Raw genomic sequence first — 581 nt, forward strand, 5'->3', positions numbered from 1 at the left:
ACCAAAGTCATAGAACGGAGTGATGCCTAATGCAAAATGCTGATTAAACGCATTAAAATCGTGTAGACGTGCGCGCATTTCCAAATTCACTAGACCAACTGTCGGTGCCAAGAAACGAGCTTCCCTATAACCTCTTAGTGATCGACCTCCACCTAATACTAAAATTCCACCCGCCTCTGCTTGGGAAGATAAATCCCACATTTCAATAAAGTTGATATTTGGGCCCAAGATATGTCCAAATGCTGCTAAACCTGCAAAAGTCAACCTATTTCTATCATTTTTCCAGCGATGGAAGGTATGGATGAACTGGCCTTGCACCATAAATTTGTTGAAGTTAAAGTCAGAACCCAACCAAGGTGCAGAATATTCATGAGAGTATTGTAAAAAAACTCCTTTGCTTGGGTCTGGCTCCAAGTCACGGGTATCATAGATCAAGGCTCCTGCCAACATACTGGTGAACTGGAAGCGATCTTCAAATCCGGATAAATTAAATCTATCCCAAGTACCATCATGTTTTTGAATATTGGCTAAAGTAGGCCGCTGTACCGCCTCCACGGCAGTTCCATTTGGAAGAAACGCTT

1 protein-coding gene is annotated in these 581 nt (G+C 42.5%); it reads right to left on the reverse strand.

The window, feature by feature from the left end; all coding sequences use genetic code 11:
- Positions 1-581 (reverse strand): BamA/TamA family outer membrane protein (locus ACK4HU_RS21975; protein ID WP_409810358.1); only part of this gene is annotated, 581 nt, incomplete at both ends.

Origin of the sequence: Algoriphagus sp. (genome assembly GCF_046296635.1) — a bacterium.
In the GTDB taxonomy this organism is placed as follows: domain Bacteria; phylum Bacteroidota; class Bacteroidia; order Cytophagales; family Cyclobacteriaceae; genus Algoriphagus.